3 protein-coding genes are annotated in these 5,955 nt (G+C 59.0%); all 3 read left to right on the top strand.

What is annotated here, in order from left to right; translation table 11 throughout:
- Positions 1-158: 158 nt before the first annotated feature.
- On the top strand, positions 159-785 hold the full coding sequence (locus KBF66_RS18590) for a TRAP transporter small permease subunit (protein WP_296661082.1): 627 nt from the start codon (positions 159-161) through the stop codon (positions 783-785).
- Positions 782-2,815, top strand: a complete 2,034-nt coding sequence (locus KBF66_RS18585) for a TRAP transporter large permease subunit (RefSeq protein ID WP_296661080.1) — start codon at positions 782-784, stop codon at positions 2,813-2,815. Before KBF66_RS18590 ends, KBF66_RS18585 begins: the two co-directional genes overlap by 4 nt.
- Before the next feature lie 175 nt (positions 2,816-2,990).
- Positions 2,991-5,955, top strand: a 2,965-nt coding sequence (gene icmF, locus KBF66_RS18580; protein ID WP_296661078.1) for a fused isobutyryl-CoA mutase/GTPase IcmF, incomplete at its 3' end; no start/stop codon positions are given.

The following is a 5,955-nucleotide window of genomic DNA, read 5'->3' as shown; positions in this document are numbered from 1 at the left end:
TCCATGTTGATCACCATCTCGGGATGATCAACCCACTCGCCAATTCACCTCAAATTACGGCTTCAGGCTCATTCCTGCGTGGAAATACAGTGCCCTGTTCAGGCTCATACCTCATTGGACAAGGCTCTGAATGGCTGATTTGTTGATATAGGTTCAAGATGCAAAAACTCCTGCTGTCGGTTGACAAAATCAGCTCTTTTGTGGGCCGTGCCTGTGCCTGGTTGATTGTGGCGCTCACGCTGATGATCAGTTGGGAGGTGTTTTCGCGCTATGCGCTGGACAACCCGCACCCGTGGGCGTTTGACGTCATGAGCATGATGTACGGCACACTGTTCATGACCGCCGGTGCCTATACCTTGTCGCAAAACGGCCATGTGCGGGGTGATGTGTTGTATGGTTTCTTCCCGCCGCGACTGCAGGCCGGGCTGGATCTGGCTTTGTACCTGCTGTTTTTTGTGCCCGGTGTGGTGGCGCTGGCGTGGGCGGGTTACAGCTTTGCCGCCGAGTCCTGGGCCATCAACGAGCACTCCAACATCACCGCCAATGGCCCGCCGGTTTACCCGTTCAAGACCATCATTCCGATTGCGGGTGCGGTCTTGTTGTTGCAAGGTTTGGTGGAGATCATCCGCTGCATCATTTGCTTGAGAGACGGCGATTGGCCCTCGCGCGAGGATGATGTGGCCGAGGTTGACATTCAGAAACTTAAAGACATGGTGCATGTCAAGGACGAGGACATTGCCAAGCTTGATGAGTATCTGGTGAGCCCCAACAGGAAACATTCATGAGACGCGAAGTTTGGTTTGGCCTGACCATCATGGCAGGCGTGGTGCTGGCGGCTTTTCTGCTGTTGCCACCGGTGGCGCTGATGACCAACGCCCACCTGGGCTTGTTGATGCTGGCCCTGGTGGTGGTGGCCATCATGCTGGGTTTTCCCACCGCTTTTACCCTGATGGGCATGGGCATGGTGTTTGCCTGGATTGCCTACCGGAGCCAAAACCCGGGTCTGGCGGTGCAGCAGACGCTTGACCTGATGGTGCAGCGCACCTACTCCGTGATGTCAAACGATGTGCTGATTTCGATACCCCTGTTTGTCTTCATGGGCTACCTGATCGAGCGGGCGAATCTGATCGAGAAGCTGTTCAAAAGTATGCATCTGGCCACGGCGCGCCTGCCGGGGTCGCTGGCGGTGGCCACCATCATCACCTGTGCGATTTTTGCCACTGCAACAGGCATCGTCGGCGCGGTGGTCACGCTGATGGGCTTGCTGGCGCTGCCTGCAATGCTCAAGGCCGGCTACAGCGTGCAGTTGTCGGCGGGGTCGATCACGGCGGGTGGTTGCCTGGGTATTTTGATTCCGCCGTCGGTGATGCTAATTGTCTATGGCGCGACCGCTGGAGTGTCGGTAGTCAAGCTGTACGCCGGGGCGTTCTTCCCGGGGATCATGCTGGCCTGTTTGTATATTGTGTACGTGATCATCGTGGCCAAACTCAAGCCGCACATGGCGCCACCCATGTCGGCTGAAGACCGCAGGGTGCCCTTGCCAGCCTTTGCCGTCAGTATCACCGAGTCGGGCAGCAGCAAGGCGCTGACCGGTTTGCTCGCGGCCATCAAAGGCAAACGCAATGCCCAGGTGCCCATGGGTACCTTGTTGGGACAACTGGCCATCACCCTGCTGCCTGCTCTGGTTGTGGCTGCGACATTGGGCATGGCCTATGTGCAAGTGACCGCGCCGCTGCCTGTAGCCGAGGTCGAAGGGGTACAGGCCATGGGTGGCGATTCGTTTGATAGTCAAACCGATGCATCAGCAGGCAGCGGGCTGGCGGAGCCGCCGCAGGCCGATGGCTTGAGCGAACCGCCTGCAGACACCGCACCGCAGGCCCTGGGCAGTGAGGCTGCACCTGAACCCATGGGGTCAGACGCCGCGCCCGAGCCTATGGGTTCAGCCGCAGATGCATCTCCCAAGCCAACAGGTTCAGCTGCGGCAGTTGCCACCGCTCCGGCAGTTGCCGCATCGGCCGTTGCGGCTCCAGGCGGGGCGTCCCCGACGGGTGTCGAACGTCAGGCCGCGCCTGACGGTTACTGGATCGCTGTGGCCATAGGCGTGGTTGGTCTGGTGTTGTTTTATGCGTTCTTCAGCTTTGCCCGGCTGGAAATTTTCAAGATGCTGCTGGGGTCCTTCTTTCCGCTGGCGGTGATGATCATGGCCGTGTTAGGGACCATTGTGTTTGGCCTGGCCACACCCACCGAGGCGGCCGCGATGGGCTCGATGGGTGGTTTGCTATTGGCAGCGGCGTACCGACGATTGAACATGACGGTGATGCGCGAGTCGGTGTACCTGACCGCCAAGACCAGCGCCATGGTGTGCTGGCTTTTTGTCGGCTCCAGCATTTTTTCTGCCGCGTTTGCGTTGCTGGGCGGACAGGAGTTGGTCAACACCTGGGTGTTGTCAATGGACCTGACGCCGGTGCAGTTCATGATTCTGGCGCAGGTGGTCATTTTTCTGCTGGGCTGGCCGCTGGAGTGGACCGAGATCATTGTGATCTTCATGCCCATCTTTATCCCGCTGCTGCCGCACTTCGGTATCGATCCGCTGTTCTTCGGCTTGCTGGTGGCACTTAACCTGCAAACCGCCTTTTTGAGCCCACCTGTGGCAATGTCGGCGTTTTACCTGAAAGGTGTGAGCCCGCCCCATGTCACGCTGAACCAGATCTTTGCCGGCATGTTGCCGTTCATGGGGATTCAGGTGTTTGCCATCTTCCTCTTGTACATGTTCCCAGCCATTGGCCTGTGGCTGCCCGAGTTGTTGTACAAGTAGTGTGGGCTGGATGGGTGAAATGGCAAAAGGGGTGCGACAAAGCGCCCCTTTTGCGTTAAAAACCCGCTAACATCGCCCGCTGCATTGACGTTTACGTCAACGTCAAGTCAGTTGAGCCCGGCCTGATGCCGGGTTTGTGCCCGCAAAACCAAAGCAACCGCCCGGAGACACGCCCATGACCGATTTATCTGCCGACTTCAAAACCCTGGCCCAGTATCGGCCCACACACAAAGTGCGTTTTGTCACGGCGGCCAGCCTGTTTGACGGGCACGACGCCGCCATCAACATCATGCGCCGCATTTTGCAAAGCATGGGTGCCGAGGTGATCCACCTGGGTCACAACCGCAGCGTCGACGAAGTGGTGACCGCCGCCTTGCAGGAAGACGCGCAAGGTATCGCGCTGAGTTCCTACCAGGGCGGGCATGTCGAGTATTTCAAATACATGGTTGACTTGCTCAAGAGCCGGGGTGGCGCGCACATTCAGGTGTTTGGAGGTGGCGGCGGTGTGATAGTGCCCAGCGAAATTGCCGAACTGCAAGCCTACGGGGTGGCGCGCATTTACAGCCCCGAAGACGGTCAGCGCATGGGGCTGGCGGGCATGATTGGCGACATGGTGAAGCGTTGTGACCATGACCTGACTGGTTACGCCCCCACGACGCTCGAAGCCATTCAGGGCCACACCGAGATGGCTTGGCGCGCGCTGGCCCAGCTGATGACGGCGCTGGAGAATAAAACGGCCTCAGGTGAGGTCAAAGGCGAACTTTCAGAGTCATTTAGGGCGCTTGCGCTTTCCATCAAAGAACTTGCAGCTACTAAAACGATACCAGTGCTGGGTATTACTGGCACCGGTGGTGCCGGTAAATCGTCGCTGACGGATGAATTGATTCGCCGTCTGCGCCTGGATCAAGGCGATCGTTTGCGCGTGGCGGTGATCAGCATTGACCCGAGCCGACGCAAGAGCGGCGGTGCCTTGCTGGGCGACCGTATCCGCATGAATGCCATCAATCCATGGCAGAACGGCCCCAGGGTCTTCATGCGCAGTCTGGCCACGCGCGACTTTGGCAGTGAGATCAGCGCCGCACTCCCCGATGTGATTGCGGCCTGCAAGGTGGCGGGGTTTGATCTGATTGTGGTGGAAACCAGTGGCATTGGGCAGGGTGACGCGGCCATCGTGCCCCATGTCGATGTGCCGATGTATGTGATGACGCCCGAGTTTGGTGCGGCCAGCCAGCTTGAAAAAATCGACATGCTCGACTTTGCCGAGTTTGTCGCCATCAACAAGTTTGATCGCAAGGGTGCCAGCGATGCGCTGCGCGATGTGGCCAAGCAGGTACAGCGTAATAAAGAAGCCTGGACCGTGCCGCCTGAGCAGATGCCTGTGTTTGGCACCATGGCCGCGCGATTTAACGACGACGGCGTGACCGCGCTGTACCAGGCATTGAAAGTGCGCCTGGGCGAACTGGGTCTGCCGCTGGGCGAATCACAATTGCCCACAGTGAATGTTCGTCACAGCACCAACCAGAGCCCGGTGGTGCCCGCCGCGCGCACCCGCTACCTGGCTGAGATCAGCGACACCGTGCGGGGCTACAAGAAAAAGGCACGCGGGCAAGCCCGCCTGGCACGCGAGATTCAGCAGCTTGAAGCCAGCGCGCAGATGCTGCTGGCAAACGACTCCTGTGGCAACCTTGTGGCCAGCCCCGACGCGCAGGCCGCCGTGTTGCAGTTGGCTCAACAGCGCCGCGCCATCCAGGACCCGGCTTGCACCAAGCTGCTGGCGCAGTGGCCGGCCATGCAGTCGGCCTACGCCGGTGACGAATACGTCGTCAAGATCCGCGACAAGGAAATCCGCACTCAGTTGACCCTGAAGACCCTCAGCGGCACCACCATCCGCAAGGTCTGCCTGCCGCAATTCGAGGATCACGGCGAAATTTTGAAGTGGCTGATGCTCGATAACGTGCCCGGCAGCTATCCCTACACCGCCGGCACTTTCGCCTTCAAACGCGAAAACGAAGATCCCACGCGCATGTTTGCCGGCGAGGGTGACCCGTTTCGGACCAACAAGCGCTTCAAGCTGCTCAGCTCCGGCATGGCGGCCAAGCGCCTGAGCACCGCCTTTGACTCGGTCACGCTCTACGGTAACGACCCCGACCCGCGCCCTGACATCTACGGCAAGGTCGGCAACAGTGGCGTGAGCATCGCCACCATTGACGACCTGAAGGTGCTGTACGGCGGCTTTGACTTGTGCAGCCCCAACACCAGCGTTTCCATGACCATCAACGGCCCGGCGCCGAGCATTCTGGCGATGTTCATGAACGCGGCGATTGACCAGAACCTGGAGAAGTTCACAGCAGATAACGGCCGCGACCCGACCGACACCGAGGCGCAAAAAATCCGTGAATGGGTGCTGGCCAATGTGCGTGGCACGGTGCAGGCCGACATTCTGAAAGAAGACCAGGGACAGAACACCTGCATTTTCAGCACCGAATTCAGCCTGAAAGTCATGGGCGACATCGCCAGCTACTTTGTGCACCACAACGTGCGCAACTTCTACAGCGTGAGCATCAGCGGCTACCACATTGCAGAAGCCGGTGCCAACCCGATTTCACAGCTGGCGTTTACCTTGTCGAATGGATTCACCTTTGTCGAAGCTTATCTGGCGCGCGGCATGCACATTGACGACTTTGCGCCAAACCTGAGCTTCTTCTTCAGCAATGGCATGGACCCGGAATACACGGTGATGGGTCGCGTGGCCCGCCGCATCTGGGCCGTCGCCATGAAAGAAAAGTATGGCGCCAACGAGCGCAGCCAAAAGCTCAAGTACCACATCCAGACCAGTGGTCGCAGTCTGCACGCGCAGGAAATCCAGTTCAATGACATCCGCACCACGCTGCAGGCGCTGATTGCCATTTACGACAACTGCAATAGCCTGCATACCAACGCCTTTGATGAAGCCATCACCACGCCCACCGAAGACAGCGTGCGCCGCGCCATGGCGATTCAGCTCATCATCAACCGCGAATGGGGCCTGGCCAAGAACGAAAACCCGTCGCAGGGCGCGTTCATCATCGAGGAACTCACCGAACTGGTCGAAGAAGCTGTTTTGACCGAGTTTGAGCGAATTACCGAGCGTGGCGGCGTGC

The organism is Rhodoferax sp., from assembly GCF_018063565.1.
GTDB lineage: Bacteria > Pseudomonadota > Gammaproteobacteria > Burkholderiales > Burkholderiaceae_C > Rhodoferax.
This window is presented reverse-complemented; position numbering and strand designations above follow the sequence as displayed.

Coding starts and splice junctions, on each gene's coding strand:
- KBF66_RS18590 (WP_296661082.1), top strand. CDS start 159: ATGCAAAAACTCCTGCTGTCGGTTGACAAAATCAGCTCTTTTGTGGGC.
- KBF66_RS18585 (WP_296661080.1), top strand. CDS start 782: ATGAGACGCGAAGTTTGGTTTGGCCTGACCATCATGGCAGGCGTGGTG.